17 protein-coding genes and 1 tRNA gene are annotated in these 18,837 nt (G+C 73.7%); 13 read left to right on the forward strand and 5 right to left on the reverse strand.

Going from position 1 to position 18,837, the window contains the following annotated elements; translation table 11 throughout:
• The first annotated feature begins 8 nt into the window (after positions 1–8).
• A complete protein-coding gene (locus ACIO5E_RS09065) occupies positions 9–536 on the forward strand; it encodes an RICIN domain-containing protein (RefSeq protein ID WP_400665236.1) in 528 nt (175 codons plus the stop codon).
• Between the two features lie 34 nt (positions 537–570).
• Here the strand turns inward: ACIO5E_RS09065 and ACIO5E_RS09070 are convergent, their stop codons facing one another.
• Positions 571–1,266: a tyrosine-protein phosphatase gene (locus ACIO5E_RS09070; RefSeq protein ID WP_400665237.1), complete on the reverse strand. Its 696-nt coding sequence runs from the start codon at positions 1,264–1,266 to the stop codon at positions 571–573.
• A 150-nt stretch (positions 1,267–1,416) separates the two neighbouring features.
• Positions 1,417–2,178 (reverse strand): SDR family oxidoreductase, encoded by a 762-nt coding sequence (locus tag ACIO5E_RS09075; RefSeq protein ID WP_400665239.1) that lies wholly within the window; start codon positions 2,176–2,178, stop codon positions 1,417–1,419.
• Between the two features lie 131 nt (positions 2,179–2,309).
• Here ACIO5E_RS09075 and ACIO5E_RS09080 point away from each other — a divergent pair, with 131 nt between their 5' ends.
• Together ACIO5E_RS09080 and ACIO5E_RS09085 are read left to right on the forward strand one after the other, a co-directional pair.
• On the forward strand, positions 2,310–3,092 hold the full coding sequence (locus ACIO5E_RS09080) for a DNA polymerase beta superfamily protein (RefSeq protein WP_400665241.1): 783 nt from the start codon (positions 2,310–2,312) through the stop codon (positions 3,090–3,092).
• Positions 3,093–3,129: 37 nt separating this feature from the next.
• Positions 3,130–3,202, forward strand: a tRNA-Lys gene (locus ACIO5E_RS09085).
• A gap of 328 nt (positions 3,203–3,530) precedes the next feature.
• On the opposite strand, the gene ACIO5E_RS09090 is transcribed toward ACIO5E_RS09085, so the two are convergent.
• Entirely contained in the window at positions 3,531–4,613 is a 1,083-nt protein-coding gene (locus ACIO5E_RS09090) for a fatty acid desaturase family protein (RefSeq protein ID WP_400665243.1), read from the reverse strand.
• 386 nt (positions 4,614–4,999) lie between these two features.
• On the opposite strand from ACIO5E_RS09090, the gene ACIO5E_RS09095 reads away from it, so the two are divergent.
• The 8 genes from ACIO5E_RS09095 (at position 5,000) to ACIO5E_RS09130 (ending at position 14,476) form a co-directional block, all read left to right on the forward strand.
• Entirely contained in the window at positions 5,000–6,823 is a 1,824-nt protein-coding gene (locus tag ACIO5E_RS09095; RefSeq protein ID WP_400665245.1) for an LCP family protein, read from the forward strand.
• A gap of 141 nt (positions 6,824–6,964) precedes the next feature.
• Positions 6,965–7,414 carry an SRPBCC domain-containing protein gene (locus ACIO5E_RS09100; RefSeq protein ID WP_400665247.1) on the forward strand — a complete coding sequence of 150 codons (450 nt, stop codon included), beginning with the start codon at positions 6,965–6,967 and terminating at the stop codon, positions 7,412–7,414.
• 182 nt (positions 7,415–7,596) lie between these two features.
• Positions 7,597–8,397, forward strand: coding sequence for a VOC family protein (locus ACIO5E_RS09105; RefSeq protein WP_400665249.1), 801 nt, complete (start codon positions 7,597–7,599; stop codon positions 8,395–8,397).
• A gap of 98 nt (positions 8,398–8,495) precedes the next feature.
• Positions 8,496–9,248 (forward strand): HAD family hydrolase, encoded by a 753-nt coding sequence (locus ACIO5E_RS09110; protein WP_400665251.1) that lies wholly within the window; start codon positions 8,496–8,498, stop codon positions 9,246–9,248.
• A complete protein-coding gene (locus ACIO5E_RS09115) occupies positions 9,245–11,653 on the forward strand; it encodes a glycoside hydrolase family 65 protein (protein WP_400665253.1) in 2,409 nt (802 codons plus the stop codon). Before ACIO5E_RS09110 ends, ACIO5E_RS09115 begins: the two co-directional genes overlap by 4 nt.
• 159 nt (positions 11,654–11,812) lie before the next feature.
• Positions 11,813–13,525 (forward strand): pyruvate dehydrogenase, encoded by a 1,713-nt coding sequence (locus ACIO5E_RS09120; protein ID WP_400665368.1) that lies wholly within the window; start codon positions 11,813–11,815, stop codon positions 13,523–13,525.
• A gap of 73 nt (positions 13,526–13,598) precedes the next feature.
• The gene (locus ACIO5E_RS09125; RefSeq protein WP_280674068.1) at positions 13,599–14,231 is read left to right on the forward strand and encodes an XRE family transcriptional regulator; all 633 of its coding nucleotides are present in this window, start codon (positions 13,599–13,601) and stop codon (positions 14,229–14,231) included.
• Positions 14,232–14,263: 32 nt separating this feature from the next.
• Positions 14,264–14,476, forward strand: coding sequence for a DUF6126 family protein (locus ACIO5E_RS09130; RefSeq protein WP_400665255.1), 213 nt, complete (start codon positions 14,264–14,266; stop codon positions 14,474–14,476).
• 32 nt (positions 14,477–14,508) lie between these two features.
• Here ACIO5E_RS09130 and ACIO5E_RS09135 read toward each other — a convergent pair whose 3' ends face one another.
• Entirely contained in the window at positions 14,509–15,936 is a 1,428-nt protein-coding gene (locus tag ACIO5E_RS09135) for a PLP-dependent aminotransferase family protein (RefSeq protein WP_400665257.1), read from the reverse strand.
• 153 nt (positions 15,937–16,089) lie between these two features.
• Here ACIO5E_RS09135 and ACIO5E_RS09140 point away from each other — a divergent pair, with 153 nt between their 5' ends.
• Positions 16,090–16,974, forward strand: a complete 885-nt coding sequence (locus ACIO5E_RS09140; protein WP_400665259.1) for a sigma-70 family RNA polymerase sigma factor — start codon at positions 16,090–16,092, stop codon at positions 16,972–16,974.
• Positions 16,975–17,074: 100 nt separating this feature from the next.
• Positions 17,075–17,761 (forward strand): alpha/beta fold hydrolase, encoded by a 687-nt coding sequence (locus ACIO5E_RS09145; RefSeq protein WP_400665261.1) that lies wholly within the window; start codon positions 17,075–17,077, stop codon positions 17,759–17,761.
• A gap of 7 nt (positions 17,762–17,768) precedes the next feature.
• Here the strand turns inward: ACIO5E_RS09145 and ACIO5E_RS09150 are convergent, their stop codons facing one another.
• Complete coding sequence (locus ACIO5E_RS09150; protein ID WP_400665263.1) at positions 17,769–18,689, reverse strand: undecaprenyl-diphosphate phosphatase; 921 nt, start codon at positions 18,687–18,689, stop codon at positions 17,769–17,771.
• Positions 18,690–18,837 lie beyond the last annotated feature (148 nt).

Consider the following 18,837-nt stretch of genomic DNA (forward strand, 5'->3'; position numbering starts at 1 on the left):
CGACCAGGTTGAACGCGCCGGTCGCGATCGCCCGGCGGCCGTCCTGGGCCACGAGGCCTGTCGGTCCCCGGTGGCAGACTTCGACCGTGACTGACACCGCGATCGCCGACGGCCGCTACCTGATCCGCAACGTCGGCAGCGGCCTGCTGCTCGAAGTCGCCGACGGCAGCCGGCGCAGCGGCGCGCGCGTCCGCCAGGGCGCGGACGACGGCTCCGACGCCCAGCTCTGGCAGCTCACCGCCGTCCACCCGGGCGGCGCCCTCCGCCACCTGGAGAACGCCGCCAGCGGCAAGCGCCTCGACGTCGCGGGCGCCTCGCCCGACAACGGCGTCCCCATCCAGCAGTGGTCCGCCAACGCCTTCGGCGCCCAGGAGTGGTTGCTCGAAGCCCACGTGGACGACCCGGGCACCTACACCATCACCAGCTTCATCAGCGGCAAGCCCCTCACCGCCGCCACACCGCCCGACCTCGCCGTCCACCAGTGGGAGGACACCGACTCCGCCACCCAGTGGTGGCGCTTCGAGCGCCGGGGATAGCGGGCCGGGCAGGTCCGGGTAGGTCAGGGCAGGGTCAGGCTGACAGGTTGGCGTGCAGGGCGGTCAGTTCCTCCTCCGTGACGCCGTGCGCCCGGAGGTAGGCGGGGATGGAGGAGTGCCGGGCGCGGATCCAGCCGAGGGCGGAGGCGAGCAGTTCGGCGCCGACGGGACGGGAGATGCGCTCGGTGCCGGTCTCGTCGAGGTACGGGGTGGGGCCCTGGTCGAGGCCGAGGCCGACGTTGGAGCGCAGGAAGTCGGCGGTGACGTCCGTCTCCGAGGCGCCGAGCAGGGACTGCAGGACGGCGATGGTCAGGCCGGTGCGGTCCTTGCCGACGGCGCAGTGCACGACGGTGGGCAGCCCGCCGGGGGCGGCCAGACGGCGGACGACGGCGGCGAGCGAGGGGCCGGCGTGCTCGGCCATGAAGGGGTAGAGGGCGGCCTGGTCCTCGGGCCAGGGCTGGTCGACGTCCTCGCGGTTGGCGGGCAGCGTCGGCAGGTTCAGGGACTCCAGGTCGAGGCCGTGCCGCAGGTCGGGCCAGACCTCCAGCTCGACCGGGCTGCGCAGGTCGAGGACGGTGCGCAGGCCGAGGTCCTTGAGGCGCCGGGCGCCCTCCTCGGTGAGGGTGTGGAAGGAACCGGAGCGGTAGAGCACGCCCCGCCGCAGGGCGCCGATCCCGCCCGCGTCACGGAAGTTGCGCACACCGGGGATGTCGATGAAGGCGTCGGTCATGGCCCCACCGTACGGGCGGGGAGCGGGCCGCGGAAGGAAACCGGAGGGAGCCTTTCAGCGTCCGCCGGCCGCCGACCCGGAGCCGGCTCGCATCGGTGCTGGATCAGCGCCGGGCGCCCGGGGTACCGCCCCGGGCGCCCGGAACCCGCCTCAGCGTCCGCCGGAGACGTCCAGGAACGCGTTGGTCGTGTACGAGGCGGCCGGGGAGAGCAGGAAGAGGATCGCCTCGGCGACCTCCTCCGGCCGTCCGCCGCGCTGCATCGGCAGCCCGGGGGCGACCCGGTCGACCCGGCCGGGCTCGCCGCCGAGGGCGTGGATGCCGGTGTGGATCAGGCCGGGGCGGACGGCGTTGACCCGGATGCCCTCGGCGGCGACCTCCAGAGCGAGGCCGCGGGTCATCGAGTCGACGGCGCCCTTGGCGGCCGCGTAGTCGACGTACTCGTTGGGCGAGCCGAGCCGGGAGGCGGCCGAGGAGACGTTGACGATGGCGCCGCCGCGGCCGCCGTGCCGGGTGGACATCCGGCGGACGGCCTGGGCCGCGCACAGGAACGGGCCGGTGATGTTGGCGGCCCAGATCCGGTTCAGCCGGTCCTCGTCGATGTCCTCCAGCCGGCACTGCTTCTCCAGCGTGCCGGCGTTGTTCACCAGGCCGGTGAGCAGCCCGAGTTCGGCGTCCACGGTGGTGAACAGCCGCTCCACCTCGGCGGTGCGGGTGACGTCGGCCCGGACGGCGAGCGCGGTGCCGCCCTCGGCCCGGATCGCGTCCACCACGGCGGTGGCCGAGGCCTCGTCCGTGCGGTAGTTGACGCAGACCCGGTAGCCGCGGCGGGCGGCCAGCAGGGCGGTGGCGGCGCCGATGCCGCGGCCGGCGCCGGTGACCAGGAGGACCTCGTCGGAGTGGGTGGTCGACATGGCCGGTACGCTACCCGGCGCTCCGGCCGGACAGCGTCCCGGAGCGGAAATCATTCGCCCGGCGCGGCCCGGACCGGCGAGGATGCGGTACCGGCGTCGCCACCGCCCGCCTGGCCGAGAGGAGCCCGACGATGTCCGCCGCACCCGCCGCACCCGCCGCGCCCGGCACCGCGCCCGGCACCGCGCCCGGCACCGTGCTGCTCGCCGGCGTCGTTGGCTCCACCGCGTACGGCTTCGCCCACGCCGGTTCCGACATCGACCGGCTCGGCCTGTACGCCGCCCCCACCGAGGAGTTGCACGGCCTGCACCGACCGGCCGAGTCGCACGTCACCACCGGGCCCGACGTCACCCTGCACGAGGCCGCCAAGTGGTGCCGCCTGGCGCTGTCCTGCAACCCGACCGCCTCCGAACTCGTCTGGCTGCCGGACGACCTGTACGAGATCCGCACCCCGCTCGGTGGTGAACTGGTCGAGATCCGCTCGAGTTTCCTCAGCGCGCCGGCCGTCCGGAAGGCCTATCTCGGTTACGCAGAGCAGCAGTTCCGCAAACTGCTGACCCGCGACACCACCGACCCGGCCACCCGCCGCCGGGCCGCCAAGCACGCCCGGCACCTGGTCCGGCTGGTCGAACAGGCCGTCCGTCTGCACGAGACGGGTCGCAACCTGGTCCGCCTCCCCGACCCCGAACGCGTCCGCGACCTGGGTGAACGCATCGCCGATCGTCCCGCTGTCGCCGAATCCCTGCTCGCCGACGCCGCCGACCGCCTCGCCCGCCCCGGCGTCCTCCCGGCCGCCCCCGACCCGCGCCCCGTCGAATCCTGGCTCCGTCGTGTCCGCGCCGCCCACTACACCCCGTTCCCCACCCCCGGCGCGCCCGCGCTATCCACTGGCGGAGCCCTGGGCCCCACCGGGTAGGATCACGATGGCCCTCCCCGACCGGGACCGGGGCCGCGGGCCACTAGCTCAATTGGCAGAGCTGCGGACTTTTAATCCGTAGGTTCAGGGTTCGAGCCCCTGGTGGCCCACCGGGAGAGATGGCTCTCCGGTGTGTACGTCCTGCAGCACCCCGGCCGGGGTTCATGGCCGGGGTGCTGTTGCGTTCGAGCCTCGCGGGTGCGGTCCGGCCGGTGGACGTGAGGCCAGGACGCCTGTCGGGCAGGGGACTTGGGCAGGCGGTGCGGTCCGACGGTCAGCGCGATGACGGCGAGGCCGGTGGCGAAGGTGCTCGGTTCCCGCCGGACGGGTCGTGCACGAGAGTGACAGCGGCACCCCGGCTGTTCGTGCTGCCGGGGTGCCGCTGGGTCTTCGGGGTGCGGGCGGGTGGGCCGCCCGTCGTGGGACCGGAGGGGTGGGTCAGGCCGGGGTGCGGAGGGGGGCGCCGGTGTGGTGGAGGTGGGCGAGGATCTCGCGGTAGGAGCGGAAGAGGCCGGTCTCGTAGTAGGGGATCTCCTTCTCGGCGCAGAAGGCGCGGGTCATCCGGGCGGCGCGGCGCAGGGCCGGGGTGGGCATGCTCGGGAAGAGGTGGTGCTCGACCTGGTAGTTGAGGCCGCCCATCAGGGCGTCGAGGAAGAAGCCGCCGCGGACGTTGCGGGAGGTGAGGACCTGGCGGCGGAGGAAGTCGAGCCGCATGCCCGGGGTGACCATCAGCATGCCCTTGTGGTTGGGGGCGAAGACGCAGCCGAGGTAGACGCCGAGCAGGGCCTGGTGGATGGCGAGGAAGGCGAAGGCCTTGCCGACCGGGAGGGCCGCGAAGACCAGCCCGAGGTAGGCGGCGAAGTGGACGACCAGCAGGACGCCCTCCAGGTACGGGCGCTTCATGATCGGGCTGCGCAGCGCGCGGAAGCTGTTGAAGCTGAGGTTGAGGCCTTCGAGCAGGAGCAGCGGGAAGAAGAGGAAGGCCTGACGGCGGCCGATGAAGCGGGCGAGGCCGCTGGCCTGCCGGGCCTGGCGCTGGGACCAGACGACGAGGTCGGGGGAGACGTCCGGGTCCCGCTCCTCGTGGTTGGGGTTGGCGTGGTGGCGGGTGTGCTTGTTCATCCACCAGCCGTAGCTCATGCCCATCAGGAGGTTGGCGACGATGCGGCCGCCGATCTCGCCGGCCCGGCGGCCGGTGAACACCTGGCGGTGGGCCAGGTCATGTGCCAGTAATCCGAGTTGGGCGAAGACGATGGACATGGCGGCGGCCAGTGCGAGTTGGAGCCAGGTGTCGCCGAGGGCGAACATGGCCCACCAGCCGCCGAGGAACGCGGCGAGGACGAGGCCCGCGCGGACGGTGTAGTAGACCGGGCGCCGGTCGAGCAGGCCCTCGGCCGTGATCCGGCGGCTCAGTTGGGCGAAGTCGCTGCCGCCGGTGCCGGACTGGGCGGTGTCCGGTGGTCCGGCTGGCTGCGGCGGCCGGGTTTGCGCGGTCGGCGTCCCCGCGGTGTCGGTGGTCATGGTGATGAGTGTGGTCTAGCGAACGGGCCTTGAGAAACGGGGGCAGCCCCAGGGGCGGGGGGAGGAAAACCCCCGGGCCGGTCGGACGGGGGTGCTTGTGTGACGTTTGGTGTCTCGTGGGGTTGCCGGTGCGTGGCGGACGTGGTGTAGGTCACGTTGGAATCGGCTGGTTTCGGGTGTTCTGTAGGGGGATTGGGCGATGGCGGCCGTGGCTGGTGGTGTACCGGAGGTCGGTGATCACGTCGGGCCAAAATATGATCGGAAGCCACGTTGGTCGGTTTGTATCAACGTTCGTATGTGCAACCTGGGAGCGGTTTCGGCCGTCTCCCTGTGTGCGGTGCGCCAGATCGTCCGGGGCGTCGCTTCCGTCGGTGAAAGGTACGCGCATGTCAGGTCAGTGGGGCGAGGGCCCGGCTCGGGGTGAGAACGAGCCCGGCGCGCTCACGACGGAGGGCGGCGGAGCCGTGCCGCCGCCGCGCACTGGCGGCCGGGCGGAGGCCCGGCGTGCCGCTCAGGGCAAGGGCGGCGGCCGGGGCGGCAAGGACGGCGGCCGGGACGGCGGCAAGAGCGGCAAGGACGGCAAGGACGGCGGCCGGTCGGAGGCGGCGGCCGGCGGCGGCCGGGCGGCGGCGCGCAACAGCCGCAAGCCGAAGCGGAACGTGAAGAAGATCGTGGCGTGGTCGGCGGCCGGTGTGCTGGTGCTGATCGCGGGCGCCGGCGGGGCGATCTACTTCAAGCTGAACGCCAACATCAAGTCCTTCGACGGCGACGCGATAGCCACCGACCGCCCGCCGGAGGCGCAGGCGGACGCGGACGGCAACAAGCCGGTCAACGTGCTGCTGATCGGCTCGGACAGCCGCGGCAAGAACAACGCCGACCTCGGCGGCGGCGAGGACGGCGGCGCCCGCTCGGACACCACGATCCTGCTGCACGTCTACGCCGACCACAAGCACGCGGTGGGCATCTCGATCCCGCGCAACGCGATGGTCCAGATACCGTCCTGCAAGCTCCCCAACGGCAAGTGGACCAAGGGCGGCACCGACCTGTTCAACGCGGCGTTCTCGACCGGCGGCAGCGACGACGGCAACCCGGCCTGCACCCAGAACACGATCGAGAAGCTCACCGGGATCCGGGTCGACCACACCATCGTGGTCGACTTCAACGGCTTCGCCTCGATGACCAAGGCCGTGAACGGCGTCGACGTCTGCCTCCCGAAGGCGATCTACGAGGGGGACATCAACCCCAACCTGAAGAAGAAGGGCGACCTCGTCCTGCCGCAGGGCAAGCAGACCGTGGAGGGCCAGAAGGCGCTCGACTACGTGCGCCTGCGGCACGGCATCGGCGACGGCTCCGACATCGGCCGGATGAAGCGCCAGCAGGCCTTCCTCAGCTCGCTCGCCACCAAGGTCAAGAAGGACGGGCTGAGCCCCACCAACCTGCTGCCGCTGGCCGACGCCGCCACCAAGTCGCTGACCGTGGACCCGGGGCTGGCCTCCGCGGACAAGCTGCTCTCGTTCGGCCTGTCGCTGAAGAACATCGACATGCACGACCTCAAGTTCGTGACGGCGCCCTGGCGTTACCGCACCCAGGACGCCAACATCGACCTGATCCAGCCGGACTCCAACAAGCTCTGGGAGACCCTCAAGGCGGACCGGACGATCGACGGGCAGAACGCCACCGGACAGCAGCCGGACGCCCCCGCCAGCCCGGACGCACAGACCGCGCCGCAGCAGGCCGCGCCCAGCACGCCCGCCGCACCGGCCTCGGACGCCGGCAACGCGTCGATCAAGGTGGCGGTCTACAACGGGACGCTCGGCAACGGCCTGGCCGGCAAGGCGACCGAGCAGCTGAAGGCCGCCAAGTTCGCCGCCACCACGGCGGGCCAGGCGGCGAGCACCAAGTACAGGACCACCATGGTCGAGTACGGGGCCGGGCAGAAGGCGAACGCCGAGAAGGTCGCCGCGCTGTTCCCGGGCGCCAGCGTCGAGGCCGGCAACTCGCCGGGCGTGACCCTGATCGTCGGCAAGGACTTCGCCGCGGCCAACGGCGTCACGGCCCCCGGCGCGGGCGGCACGACCGGCGCGGCGGCGAGCGGTACGGCCACGGGCGCCCCGACGCCCCCGGCGCCGCTGCCCACCACCGTCACCAACGACGCCCGCTCGGCGGACGACGACATCTGCGCGAACACCACCTACGGCAGCGGCGGCTGACCGCACCGTGACACGGGGACGACCCCCGGGCCGGCGCCCTCCAGGGCGCGGGGGCCCGGGGGTCGTGCCATGGTGGCCGGGAGGACCCGGGAGGGGCCCGACACGGGGACGAGGGGGCGCGCGCACCGAAAGGCGGACCCCATGCCCGAGATCGCCCTGCAGATCGACGTCGCCGCACCCCGGGACGTCGTCCTCGCCGCGCTCAACACGCACGACGGGCTGACCAGCTGGTGGACCACCGCCGTGGACCGGGAGGGCGACGTCCTGCTGTTCGACTTCCCCGACGTCCCGGAGCCGTTCCGGCTGCGCCGCGAGCGGGCCGACCAGGACCGGGTGGTGTGGACCAACGCCGGGGCCTTCCCGCCGCACTGGGCCGGCACCTGGATCAGCTGGGACCTCGCCGACCAGCCCGGCGAGCCCGGGCGCACCCGGCTGCTGTTCCGGCACGGCGGCTGGCAGCCGGGCAGCGAGGAGGGCGTCCCGATGGTCGCCGGCACCTGGGCCGAACTGCTGGTGCGGCTCAAGGACTACGCGCAGAGCGGCAAGGCGCAGCCGTACTTCGTCACGGCCCGGCGGCACGACGAGGCGTGAGCGGACGGTGACCGTCGCCCGCCAGGGCGCCGTCCGGTGGCGGGATCGCGGCGGCGGGCCGATGGTGGCGGTGTACCGCCGTTCGCGCCGACGGCGGGCACCGGACGCCCGGCACCGGGCGGCCCCGGATCCGCCCGCCCCGGCGGCCACGCCGGCGACCACTGCCTTCGGGAGGCCCAGCAATGCCCGTAGTGACCGCTCCGTACAAGCCCGGCACCCCGTGCTGGATCGATCTGATGGCGAGCGACCAGCAGGCCGCGCTCGACTTCTACCGCGACCTGTTCGGCTGGCAGGGCGAGGTCGGGCCGGCCGAGTTCGGCGGCTACGCCGTGTGCATGCTCAACGGCAGGCCGGTCGCCGGGATCATGGCGCGGTCCGCGCCCGAGGGCCAGCCGCTGCCGCCCGTCGGCTGGACCACCTACCTCGCCTCGGACGACGCCGAGGCGACCGGCGCCGCCATCGCCGAGCAGGGCGGCACGATCCTCTACCCGGCGATGGACGTCGGCGTGATCGGCCGGATGCTGGTCGCCGCCGACCCGACCGGCGCGGTGTTCGGCGTCTGGCAGGCGATGGACTTCATCGGCGCGGGCGTGGTGAACGAGCCCGGCGCGCTGGTCTGGAACGAGCTCAACACCGCCGACACCGACGCCGCCGGCCGTTTCTACCTGCCGGCGCTGGGGCTGCGCCCGGCGACCATCCAGGGCATGGACGGCTACTTCTCGCTCAACGTCGGCGACCGCACGGTGGGCGGCATGCAGCCGATCCCCGGGTACCTGCCGGCGGGCACGCCCTCGCACTGGATGCCGTACTTCTCGGTGGACGACACCGACTCCACCGTGGACGCCCTGGTCAAGGCGGGCGGCTCGGTGATCCAGCCGCCGTTCGACATGCAGTCCGGCCGGATGGCGGTCGTCCAGGACCCGCAGGGCGCCGTGTTCGCGGTGGCGGAGGCCGCCGAGGCGCAGATGCCCGACTCGCCCTGACACCGGGGGCACCCCGAGGGTGACCGGAAGCCGCCCTTCCCGCGACGCGCCGCCGGGAAATGGGCGGCTTCCCCGCGTTCGCGGGTAAGACTGCACCCATGCTGGGGCTACCGGACGACATCCGCGCTTTCCTCTTCGACCTCGACGGGGTCCTCACCCAGACCGCCAAGGTGCACGCCGCGGCCTGGAAGGACACCTTCGACACCTTCCTGCGCGCCGAAGCCGCCCGCACCGGCGGGCAGTTCGTCCCCTTCGACGCCGTCACCGAGTACGACGCCTACGTGGACGGCCGCCCGAGACTCGACGGCACCCGGGCGTTCCTGCACAGCCGGGGCGTCGACCTGCCCGAGGGCACCGAGGCCGATCCGCCCAACGCCCGTACCGTGCACGGGATCAGCCGTGCCAAGAACGACACCGTGCTGCGGATGATCCGCGAGCAGGGCGTCCAGCCGTACGACGGCTCGGTGGCGTACGTGCGCCGGCTGCGCGCGCTCGGGCTGCCCAGCGCCGTGGTGTCCTCCAGCGCCAACTGCCGGGACGTGCTGCGGGCGGCGGGCATCGCGGAGCTGTTCGACGTGATCGTGGACGGCATCGTCGCCCGGCGCGAGGGCCTGCCGGGCAAACCCGCCCCCGACACCTACCTGTACGCCGCCCGCACCCTCGGCGTGGAGCCCGCGCACGCCGCCGTGTTCGAGGACGCGCTCGCCGGGGTGGCGTCCGGCCGGGCCGGCGGCTTCGGGGCCGTCGTCGGGGTGAACCGCACCGGCCAGGCCGCCGAACTGCGCCGGGACGGCGCCACCGTGGTCGTCGACGACCTCGCCGAACTGCTGCAGGAGGACGACGTCCGATGACCGGCGTGGACAACTTCACCGTCGACCCCTGGCAGATCGCCGAGCACGGCCTGGACCTCACCTCGATGGCCCGCGCCGAGTCGGTGCTCGCGCTCTCCAACGGCCACATCGGGCTGCGCGCCAACCTGGACGAGGGCGAGCCGCACGGCCTGCCCGGCACCTACCTGAACGGCGTCTTCGAGCTCCGCCCGCTGCCGTACGGCGAGGGCGGCTACGGCTACCCGGAGTCCAGCCAGAGCGTCATCAACGTGACCAACGGCAAGATCATCCGGCTGCTGGTCGACGACGAGCCCTTCGACCTGCGCTACGGCGAACTCGTCCGCCACAAGCGCTGGTTGGACTTCCGGGACGGGCTGCTGCACCGGGAGGCCGAGTGGACCTCCCCGGCCGGCCGGACCATCCGGGTGCGCTCCACCCGGCTGGTCTCGCTCACCCAGCGCGCGATCTCCGCCGTCGAGTACAGCGTCGAGGCGGTGGACGGGCCGGTGCGGATCGTGCTCCAGTCCGAGCTGGTCGCCAACGAGCAGCTGCCCGGCGGCCCCGAGGGCGACCCGCGGGCCTCGGCAGTCCTGGAGGCGCCGCTGCTGCCCGAGGCGCACCACGCGAGCGGCAGCAAGGCCGTCCTGGTGCACCGCACCCGCTACAGCGGTATCCGGGTCGCCGCCGGGATGGACCACGTCATCGAGGGCCCGGAGGAGCTCGACACCGTCGCCGAGGCCGAGGCCGACCACTGCCGGATCAGCATCACCACCGTGCTCCGGCCCGGACAGCGGCTGCGGCTGGTCAAGCTGATGGCCTACGGCTGGTCCGCGACCCGCTCGCTGCCCGCCGTCCGGGACCAGGTGGAGGCCGCGCTGACCGCCGCCCGGTACACCGGCTGGGACGGCCTCGTCACCGAACAGGCCGACTACCTCAAGGAGTTCTGGGAGACCAGCGACATCGAGATCGAAGGCGACGTCGAGCTCCAGCAGGCCGTCCGGTTCGCCGTCTTCCACGTCCTGCAGGCCGGCGCCCGCAGTGAGGAACGGGCCATCCCCGCCAAGGGGTTGACCGGCCCGGGCTATGACGGGCACAGCTTCTGGGACACCGAGACCTTCGTCCTGCCGGTGCTCACCTACTGCCTGCCCGGCGCCGTCAACCAGGCCCTGCGCTGGCGGCACACCACGCTCCCGCTGGCCCGCGAGCGGGCCTCCCAACTCGGCCTGGCCGGTGCGGTGTTCCCCTGGCGGACCATCCGCGGCGAGGAGTGCTCCGGGTACTGGCCGGCCGGCACCGCCGCCTTCCACATCGGCGCCGACATCGCCGCCGCCGTCGTCCGCTACGTCAGGGCCACCGGGGACGCCGAGTTCGAGCGCGCGTACGGGCTCGAACTGCTCGTGGAGACCGCCCGGATGTGGCGTTCGCTCGGCCACCACGACGTCGCCGGGAAGTTCCGCATCGAGGGCGTCACCGGCCCGGACGAGTACAGCGCCGTCGCCGACAACAACGTGTACACCAACCTGATGGCGCAGGCGAACCTGCGAGCCGCCGCCGAGGCCGCCGCCCGCCACCCGCACGAGGCCGGCGAACTCGGCGTCGACACCGAGGAGACCGCCGCCTGGCGGGACGCCGCCGCCGCGATGTACGTCCCCTACGACGAGGACCTCGGCGTCCACCCGCAGGCCGACGGCTTCACCCACCACCAGGTCTGGGACTTCGAGCACACCCCGCCCGAGAAGTACCCGCTGCTGCTGCATTACCCGTACTTCGACCTGTACCGCAAGCAGGTGGTGAAGCAGGCGGACCTGGTACTCGCCATGCAGGTCCGCGGCGACGCCTTCACCGACGAGCAGAAGGCTCGCAACTTCACCTACTACGAGCGCCTCACCGTCCGCGACTCCTCGCTCTCCGCGTGCACCCAGGCGGTGATCGCCGCCGAGGTCGGCCAGCTCGACCTCGCGTACGACTACACGGCCGAGGCGGCGCTGATGGACCTGCAGGACCTGGGCGGCAACACCCGCGACGGGCTGCACATGGCCTCGCTCGCCGGTGCCTGCATCGCCCTGGTGGCCGGCTTCGGCGGGCTGCGCGACCACGGCGAGACGCTGTCCTTCCGGCCCCGGCTGCCGGCCGGGCTGATGAAGCTCGGCTTCTCGCTGATGGTCCACGGGCAGCTGCTCGGCGTCCAGATCACCCACGAGGGGACGACGTACACGCTGCGCCGCGGCGAGGTGCTCCACCTGCGGCACGACGGCGAGGAGGTGCAGGTGAAGGCCGGGGCGCCGGTCACCCTGCCGACCACGATGCCGCCGGCGCAGGAGCGGTGCGGCCAGCCGCCCGGCCGCGAGCCCGCGCGGCGGCAGGCGCAGGCGGGCCTGGTCAGCGGCAAGGTCGGGCAGGGGGCGGATCACCTGGCGGCGGAGTAGCCGTTCACCTGTTCGGGCCCGCTCCGGGTGCGGAGCGGGCCCGGGCGCCGGAGGGTGCAGGTGTCCTGCGGCAGCCGGCGGCCTCGGTCCTGAGCGCCCGGCGGCGAGCGGCGAGCGGCCGGCGAATGGAGAGCACCCGTGGCGAGCGTGGCCGAACAGATGGTGGAGGTGCTCCGGCAGGCCGGGGTCGAGCGGGTCTACGGGGTGGTCGGCGACAGCCTCAACCCGGTCGTGGACGCGATCCGGCGGGCCGAGGGCATCAGCTGGGTGCACGTGCGCAACGAGGAGGCCGGTGCCTTCGCGGCCGCCGCCGAGGCCGAACTCAGCGGTCGGCTCGCGGTCTGCGCCGGGTCCTGCGGGCCCGGCAACACCCACCTCATCCAGGGCCTGTACGACGCCCAGCGCAGTGGCCTGCCGGTGCTGGCGCTCGCCTCGCACATCCCGTCCGGGCAGATCGGCACCGGCTTCTTCCAGGAGACCCACCCGGAGCGGGTGTTCACCGACTGCAGCACCTGGTGCGAGATGCTCTCCACCCCCGCCCAACTGCCCCGGCTGCTGCGGATCGCCATCCAGCACGCGCTCGGCTCGCACGGCGTCTCGGTGTTCGCCTTCCCCGGGGACGTCGCCGCGCTCTCCGCCGCCGGGCCGACCGGAACGAGCCACTTCCTCACCGAGCAGGCCGTCGCCGCGCCGCCCTGGTCCCAGGTGCAGGAGCTGGCCCGGCTGCTCAACGCGGCCCGCAAGGTGGCACTGTTCTGCGGCGCGGGGGTGCGCGGGGCGCACACCGAGGTGATGGCGGCCGCGCAGGCGCTGAACGCGCCGGTCGGGCACTCGCTGCGCGGCAAGGAGTGGATCCAGTACGACAACCCGTACGACGTCGGCATGAGCGGCCTGCTCGGCTACGGCTCCTGCCACGAGGCCCTGCACTCCGCCGACCTGGTGCTGCTGCTCGGCACCGACTTCCCGTACGACTCCTTCCTGCCGCAGGTGCACACCGTCCAGGTCGACCACGACGCCACCCGGCTCGGCCGCCGCACCGCGCTGGAGCTGGCCGTCCACGGCGACGTCGCCGCCACCCTGCGGGCCGTCCTGCCGCTGCTGGACGCCCGGCAGGACCGCTCCTTCCTCGACGAGATGCTGCGCAAGCACTGCCGGGCACTGGAGGGCGTGGTCGGCGCCTACACCCGGGACATCGAGAAGCACCTGCCGATCCACCCCGAGTACGTCGCCTCGGTGCTCGACGAGGTGGCCGCCGACGACGCGGTGTTCACCGTGGACACCGGCATGAACAACGTCTGGGCCGCCCGCTACCTCCAGCCCAACGGCCGCCGCCGGGTGATCGGCTCCTTCCTGCACGGCTCGATGGCCAACGCCCTGCCGCACGCCATCGGTGCCCAACTGGCCTGCCCCGGTCGGCAGGTGATCGCGATGGCCGGTGACGGCGGGATCGGCATGCTGCTCGGCGAACTGCTGACGGTGGCCAAGCACCGGCTGCCGGTGAAGACCGTCGTCTTCAACAACGGGGCGCTCGGCATGATCAAGCTGGAGATGCTGGTCTCCGGCTACCCGGAGTTCGAGATCGACAACGGGGACGTCGACTACGCGGGGATCGCGCGGGCGATGGGCATCCCGGCCAAGCGGGTCACCGAGCCGGCGAGGGTCCGGGAGGTGCTGGCGGAGGCGCTGGAACAGCCCGGGCCCGCCCTGGTGGACGTGGTCACCGACCCCAACGCGCTGTCCATCCCGCCGCGCATCACGGCCGCCCAGCTGAAGGGCTTCGCGCTGGCGGCCGGGCGGACGGTGCTCTCCGGCGGGGTCGGGCGGATGGTCGATCTGGCCCGCAGCAACCTGCGCAACATCCCGCGCCCGTGAGGCCCGCTGACGGTTCTCTTGCCTCTGAGGCAAATTTCTTGCCCGAGCGGCACGGCGGGTGTCCACTGGTCACATGACCACCAGCCCGACCGGGGACGCCGCCCCGGGAGACCGCCTCGACGACCAGGAGGTGGCCGGCCTCGCCGCCCGCCTCCGGGAACACCGGCTCAGCAGTCGCCTGACTCTCGAAGTCGCCTCCGCGCGGGTCGGACTCTCCCCAGCCTATCTGTCCCGGCTGGAGACCGGCCGCCGCCAGCCCTCCCTGCCCGTCCTGCTCGGCCTCGCCCGGGCCTACGGCACCTCCGTCTCCGGCCTGCTCGGCGAGACCATGGCCGAACCCGACCCGGTCGTCCGCGGCGGCGCCATCGAGCCCGGCCGCGCCGGCGGCTGGGGCTACCGCCGCGCCGGCGCCCCCGGCCGCGCCATGCAGGCGCTGCGCGTCCACGTGCCCCCGGGCGTGCAGGACGCGGTGGTCCGGGTCCACCCCGGCGAGGAGTGGCTGTACGTCCTGCAGGGCCGGCTCAGGCTGACCCTCGGCGACCGGGTCCACCACCTCGACGTCGGAGACTCCGCCCACTTCGACTCGCTCACCCCGCACTGCATCGCCGCGGACGCGCCGGACGGCGTCGAACTGCTCTTCGTCCACACCCTGCTGCAGAGCCCCGGCGGTGAACTCTGCCTCGGCGGCCCCGCCGCGAACCACTGACCCGTCGTCAGAAACCTTGGAGGAGATCCCTCATGGCCGATCCCACCACCCCCGTCCAGGCCGCCGCCGTGGCCGCTGAGGCCGACGCCCCGGCCCCCGCCGCGAAGCCCGTCGCGAAGACCATCGACGCGGGCAAGTGGGCCAACCGCCGCGTCGGCATCCGCCTGGTCATCTACACCGCCGGCATCCACGCCTTCGCCGGCTTCATCATGCTGCTGTTCGAGCTGGGCAACCGCAACAAGTAGCCGCTCACCGCCCGGCGTTCACCTCTCGCCGCTCACCTCTCGCGCAGCAGCTCGCACAGGGCGTCCAGCGCGGCCTGGAAGGCGTGCTCGGGCGGGGTGGCGTAGCCGATCACCAGGGCCGGGGCGGCGTCCGGAGCGGGCGCGGACCGGTCCGCGAGGTGCCAGGACAGGCCGTTGACGGCCAGCCCGGCGGCCCCGGCGCGGGCCAGCAGCTCGGTCTCCGGCGTGGAGCCGGGCGGCAGTTGGAGCACGGCGTGCAGCCCGGCGGCGATACCGGTGACCCGGACGTGCGGGGCGTGCTCGGCGAGGGCGGCGACCAGCCGGTCGCGCCGGCGCCGGTAGTGCAGCCGGCAGCGGCGGACGTGCCGGTCGTACGTCCCGGACGTGATCAGCTCGGCGAGGGTCAGCTGGTCGAACACCGGGGACATCGTGTCGGCCAGCGACTTCAGCCGGGCCACCGGCTCGACCAGCGCGTCCGGCAGTGCCAGCCAGGCCAGCCGCAGGCCCGGCGCGAGGCTCTTGGCGGCCGTCCCCGCGTACACCACCCGCTCCGGGTCGAGCGCCTGCATCGCGCCGAGCGGCTGCCGGTCGTAGCGGAACTCGCCGTCGTAGTCGTCCTCGACGACGTACCGGTCCTGCTCGCGCGCCCAGCGCACGGCGGCGGCCCGGCGGTCGGCGGCCAGCGGCGCGCCGGTGGGGAACTGGTGGGCGGGGGTGAGCAGCACGGCGCCGCAGCGGGCGTCGAGCCGCTCGACCCGGGCACCCGCCCCGTCCAGCGGCAGCGGGACGGTGGTCAGCCCGGCCGCCCGGGCGACGTCGTGCTGCGGCGGCAGCCCGTACTCCTCGACCGCGAGGGCGTGGGCGCCGCGCTCCCGCAGGGCGGCGCAGAGCAGGCCCAGGCCCTGGGCGACGCCGGTGCAGATCAGCAGGTGGTCGGGGTCGGTGCGGACGCCGCGGACCCGCGCCAGGTAGTCGGTGAGTGCCTGCCGCAGCTCGATCCGGCCGAGCGGGTCGCCGTAGCCGAGGGCCTCGTGCGGCGCGGTGGCGAGGGCGCGCCGGGCGGCGGCGAGCCAGGCGGTGCGGGGGAAGAGCGAGAGGTCGGGCCGGCCGGCCATCAGGTCGTGCCGGACGGTCCGGCGCTCCGCCGCCGGACGGGCGGTCCGCCGCCCCGGGCCGGGCGCGGTCCGTTGGGCGACGGTGGTGCCGGAGCCCTGCCGGGAGGTGAGCCAGCCCTCCGCGGTGAGCTGCCCGTACGCCTCGACCACGGTGTTGCGGGCGATCCCGAGGTCCTCGCCGAGGGCCCGCGAGGACGGCAGCCGGGTGCCGGGCGCGAGCCGCCCGTCCTGGACGGCCTCGCGCAGCGCGTCCTCCAGGGCGGCCCGCAGCCCGGTACCGGCGGCGCGCCGCTCGGTGAGGTCCAGGTGCAGGTCGCCGCCGAAGGAGGTCCAGGAGCTGCTCATGGGGGCCGTTCTGTACGGGGGCGGTCGCGGGTCCGTCCCCCGGATTATCCCGCGGGCGGCGGTCCGGCCGCCGGGCGGTGGTCACGGTCCGCGCCGCTTCGTCGGCTAGCGTCCGTCACTGAACCGACGGATCCCGACGCGAGGATGTGACAGGTGAGCGAGGAAAGTCTTCTGGCCGAGCGCTTCGAGGCGGAACGGGCCCAACTGCGGGCGGTGGCCTACCGGATGCTGGGTTCACTCGCCGAGGCGGAGGACGCGGTGCAGGAGGCCTGGCTGAAGCTGAGCCGCACCGACGTGAGCGGGGTGCGGAACCTCGGGGCCTGGCTCACCACGGTCGTCGGCCGGGTCTGCCTGGACCAGCTGCGCTCCCGCACCTCGCGCCGGGAGGACCCGCTGCCCGAGCAGGAGGGGCAGGTCCGGCTGCCGGACCCGGTGGTCAGCGGGCTGTCGACGCTGGACCCGGTGCACGAGGTCCTGGTCGCGGACTCGGTCGGGATCGCGCTGATGGTCGTCCTGGACACCCTCGGCCCGGTCGAGCGACTGGCCTTCGTCCTGCACGACCTGTTCGAGGTGCCCTTCGACGAGATCGCGCCGATCCTCGGACGCACCTCCGCCGCCACCCGGCAGCTGGCCAGGCGCGCCCGCCGCCGGGTCCAGGGCGCGACCCCGGCCGCCGACTCCGACGTCGCCCGCAAGCGCGAGGTGGTGGACGCCTTCCTGCGCGCCGCGCGCGGCGGCGACTTCGAGGCGCTGCTCGCCGTCCTCGACCCCGAGGTGGTGGCCCGCTCCGACGGCGGGGCGCTCGTGCCGAGCGCGCTGCGCCGCGGCGCGGCCGAGGTGGCCGGCCAGGCGATCGCCTTCGCCCGCTTCGCCGCCGACGGCCGGCCGGTCCTGGTCAACGGCTCGCCCGGCGTGGTCTCCTTCGCCGACGGCCGCCCGCTCTCGGTCATGTCCTTCACGATCCACGACGGCCGCATCACCGCCCTGGACGTCCTCACCGACCCGACCCGGCTGGCCGCCCTGGGCCTCACCGGCTGACCGTCCGACCCGGGCTCCCGGCCCGGCCGTCCCGATCGGGCCCGTCCGGCACCCCGCCGGACGGGCCCGGTTGTCACGCCCGCGCGCTACCGTGCCGCCCATGGCGAACTTTGTACTGGTCGCAGGTGCGTGGCTCGGCGGGTGGGCGTGGGACGAGGTCGCGGCGGAGCTGCGGGCGGCGGGGCACGCGGTGCATCCGCTGACGCTGTCCGGGCTGGCGGAGAAGCGGGGAGGGCCGGCCGGGCAGCACACGCACGTGGCGGACATCGTGTCCGAGGTGGAGCGGCTCGACCTGCGGGACGTCGTCCTGGTCGGGCACAGCTACGCGGGCATCCCGGCGGGGCAGGCCGCGGAGCGGATCGGGGCCCGGCTGACCAGGGTGGTCTTCGTGGACGCCAACGTGCCGGTGGACGGCGAGTCCTTCGCCGACCAGGGGGCGGAGCCCACCGCGCTGGCGGCGGCGGTCGCGGCGAACGGCGGGTTCTGGGCGCCGCTGCCCGCCGCCGAGTTCGCCGACCAGGGGCTGACGACGGGGCAGATCGCCCGGATCGTCGCCGGGATGACCCCGCACCCGGGCGCCTCGCTGACCGAACCGGCCGCGCTGGCGCGCCCGTTGGGGGAGCTCCCGGCGACGTACGTGAAGTGCCTGCTGGACTGGCCGGAGCCGCCGCCGGTGGTGGTCGAGCTGCTCGGGAGCGAGCGGTGGCGGTTGGTGGAGCTCGCCACCGGGCACTGGCCGATGTTCTCGCAGCCGGTGGAGCTCGCCCGCGTCCTGGCGCAGTCGTGAGAGCCGGTCAGACCGACAGGTAGACCGCGCTGCCGACGCCGGCCAGGAAGCAGTAGACCGCGAACGGCGTCAGGCTGCGGGTCTCGAAGTACTTGGTGAGGAAGCGCACCGAGACGTAGCCGGCCACGAAGGCGGCGATGCTGCCGGCGACGACCGGGCCGAGGACGGTGGAGTTCTCCGGCTTGAACAGCTCGGGGACCTTCAGCACCGAGGCGGCCAGGATGACCGGGGTGGCGAGCAGGAAGGAGAACCGGGCGGCGTCCTCGTGGTGCAGGCCGCGCAGGATGCCGGCGCTCATGGTGACGCCGGAGCGGCTGATGCCGGGGAAGAGCGCGAGGATCTGGGCGGCGCCGATCCAGGCGCCCTGGACGAAGCTGAGCCGGGCCAGTCGGTGGTCGGAGGCGATCGCCGGGTCCAGTCCCGGTTCCTCGCCCGCCGGGGCGGCGCGCCCGGCGCGTCGGCGGCCGGTGCCGCCGCGCTTGAGCCGCTCGGCGCCGAGCAGCACCAGCCCGTTGAGGGCGAGGAAGATCGCGGCCGGGACGGGCTTGCCGAGCGCGGCCCGCAGCGCCTTCTCCAGGGCGAGGCCCGCCACGCCGACCGGGATGGTGGAGATCACGAGCAGCCAGGCCAGCTTCTCGTCCCGGCTCTGCACCCGGCGGTGGCGGAGCGAGCTGAGCAGGCCGCCGATCACCCGGACCCAGTCCTTGCGGAAGAACGCCACCAGCGCGAGCGCGGTGGCCAGGTGCAGGCCGACCAGGACGGCGAGGTACGAGGAGCCCTCGGCGGTCATGTCGAGGTCCTGCTGGATCTTCCCGCCGATGAGGGCGGGGAGCAGGATGCTGTGGCCCAGGCTGGAGACCGGGAAGAGTTCCGTCACACCCTGCAGCAGGCCGACGCCTATCGCTTCCGGGTAGGTCAGGGTGGACATCGCGCACCTTCGCTCGGGGGTCTGAATCCGGGGGGAGCCCCCGCGAAGCTACTACGGGCATGTAGACGCCCGGCAGCCCCGCCGCCAGAAGTTCATCGAGCGGACGTCTGGCCGCCACTGCCACCGCCACCGCCACCGGCCCCGGCAC

Origin of the sequence: Kitasatospora sp. NPDC087314, assembly GCF_044744365.1 — a bacterium.
GTDB lineage: Bacteria > Actinomycetota > Actinomycetes > Streptomycetales > Streptomycetaceae > Kitasatospora.